Raw genomic sequence first — 1,539 nt, forward strand, 5'->3', positions numbered from 1 at the left:
TGCGGGTGTGGCGGAATTGGCAGACGCACTAGACTTAGGATCTAGCGCCGCGAGGCGTGGGGGTTCGACTCCCTTCACCCGCACCATTTTATTTGAATTTATATAATTGCCAGGATAAATAATCTTATGCACATGCGGAAGTAGTTCAGTGGTAGAACACCACCTTGCCAAGGTGGGGGTCGCGAGTTCGAACCTCGTCTTCCGCTCCAAATGTGCCGGGGTGGCGGAACTGGCAGACGCACAGGACTTAAAATCCTGCGGTAGGTGACTACCGTGCCGGTTCGATTCCGGCCCTCGGCACCATTTTTTATCAAGCGCCCGTAGCTCAATTGGATAGAGCGTCTGACTACGGATCAGAAGGTTGTGGGTTCGACTCCTGCCGGGCGCGCCAATAAATGAACGGGAAGTAGCTCAGCTTGGTAGAGCACTTGGTTTGGGACCAAGGGGTCGCAGGTTCGAATCCTGTCTTCCCGACCATTTCCAAAAATCTGTAATTTATGGGGCCTTAGCTCAGCTGGGAGAGCGCCTGCCTTGCACGCAGGAGGTCAGCGGTTCGATCCCGCTAGGCTCCACCATAATTTATAACCAGTATAAAGATCCTGGCGGCGTAGCTCAGCTGGCTAGAGCGTACGGTTCATACCCGTAAGGTCGGGGGTTCGATCCCCTCTGCCGCCATCTTAAAGGACCTTTAGCTCAGTTGGTTAGAGCAGACGGCTCATAACCGTCCGGTCGCAGGTTCGAGTCCTGCAAGGTCCACCATTTATATAATAGTACGGAGGTATACCCAAGTCTGGCTGAAGGGATCGGTCTTGAAAACCGACAGGCGGGTAACACCGCGCGGGGGTTCGAATCCCTCTACCTCCTCCAGTTTTAATTTTAGTAAATGGTGTACAAAAAACTCGAAGTGAATAAACATATTATCGCGGGGTGGAGCAGTGGTAGCTCGTCGGGCTCATAACCCGAAGGTCGTTGGTTCAAATCCAGCCCCCGCAACCAAATGGTCCCGTGGTGTAGCGGTTAACATGCCTGCCTGTCACGCAGGAGATCGCCGGTTCGATCCCGGTCGGGACCGCCATTTTAAAATAGGTTCAGTAAAAGTATATGGGTCAGTAGCTCAGTTGGTAGAGCATTAGATTGAAGCTCTAAGTGTCGGCGGTTCGATTCCGTCCTGACCCACCATATACGCGGGTGTAGTTTAATGGTAAAACCTCAGCCTTCCAAGCTGATGTCGTGAGTTCGATTCTCATCACCCGCTCCAATGGGCCTATAGCTCAGCTGGTTAGAGCGCACGCCTGATAAGCGTGAGGTCGATGGTTCGAGTCCATTTAGGCCCACCATTATTCCGAAGTAGCTCAGTTGGTAGTAGCACCTGACTGTTAATCAGGTTGTCGCAGGTTCGAGTCCTGCCTTCGGAGCCATTTTTTTATTTATGGGGAAGTACTCAAGAGGCTGAAGAGGCGCCCCTGCTAAGGGTGTAGGTCGGGTAACCGGCGCGAGGGTTCAAATCCCTCCTTCTCCGCCATTGGCCCCTTGGTCAAG

The 1,539-nt window shown here is 52.9% G+C and carries 16 tRNA genes; all 16 read left to right on the forward strand.

Annotated features, from left to right (window positions below):
* Position 1 precedes the first annotated feature (1 nt).
* The 16 genes from FC748_RS21435 to FC748_RS21510 all read left to right on the forward strand — a co-directional run bounded on the left by FC748_RS21435 (position 2) and on the right by FC748_RS21510 (position 1,522).
* A tRNA-Leu gene (locus tag FC748_RS21435) sits at positions 2-86 on the forward strand.
* 48 nt (positions 87-134) lie between these two features.
* A tRNA-Gly gene (locus FC748_RS21440) sits at positions 135-209 on the forward strand.
* Between the two features lie 5 nt (positions 210-214).
* A tRNA-Leu gene (locus tag FC748_RS21445) sits at positions 215-303 on the forward strand.
* Positions 304-314: 11 nt separating this feature from the next.
* Positions 315-391: transfer RNA gene (locus FC748_RS21450), tRNA-Arg, on the forward strand.
* A gap of 9 nt (positions 392-400) precedes the next feature.
* Positions 401-477, forward strand: a tRNA-Pro gene (locus tag FC748_RS21455).
* Positions 478-499: 22 nt separating this feature from the next.
* A tRNA-Ala gene (locus FC748_RS21460) sits at positions 500-575 on the forward strand.
* 26 nt (positions 576-601) lie between these two features.
* Positions 602-675, forward strand: a tRNA-Met gene (locus FC748_RS21465).
* A 7-nt stretch (positions 676-682) separates the two neighbouring features.
* Positions 683-759 (forward strand) — tRNA-Ile (locus FC748_RS21470).
* 15 nt (positions 760-774) lie between these two features.
* Positions 775-867: transfer RNA gene (locus FC748_RS21475), tRNA-Ser, on the forward strand.
* 54 nt (positions 868-921) lie between these two features.
* Positions 922-996, forward strand: a tRNA-Met gene (locus FC748_RS21480).
* A gap of 3 nt (positions 997-999) precedes the next feature.
* Positions 1,000-1,075 (forward strand) — tRNA-Asp (locus tag FC748_RS21485).
* A gap of 28 nt (positions 1,076-1,103) precedes the next feature.
* Positions 1,104-1,179 (forward strand) — tRNA-Phe (locus FC748_RS21490).
* Between the two features lie 5 nt (positions 1,180-1,184).
* Positions 1,185-1,258 (forward strand) — tRNA-Gly (locus tag FC748_RS21495).
* 2 nt (positions 1,259-1,260) lie between these two features.
* Positions 1,261-1,337, forward strand: a tRNA-Ile gene (locus FC748_RS21500).
* Between the two features lie 4 nt (positions 1,338-1,341).
* Positions 1,342-1,418: transfer RNA gene (locus FC748_RS21505), tRNA-Asn, on the forward strand.
* 13 nt (positions 1,419-1,431) lie between these two features.
* Positions 1,432-1,522 (forward strand) — tRNA-Ser (locus FC748_RS21510).
* Positions 1,523-1,539 lie beyond the last annotated feature (17 nt).

The sequence above is a fragment of the Lysinibacillus sphaericus genome (genome assembly GCF_005217585.1).
Classification (GTDB): Bacteria; Bacillota; Bacilli; order Bacillales_A; family Planococcaceae; genus Lysinibacillus; species Lysinibacillus sphaericus.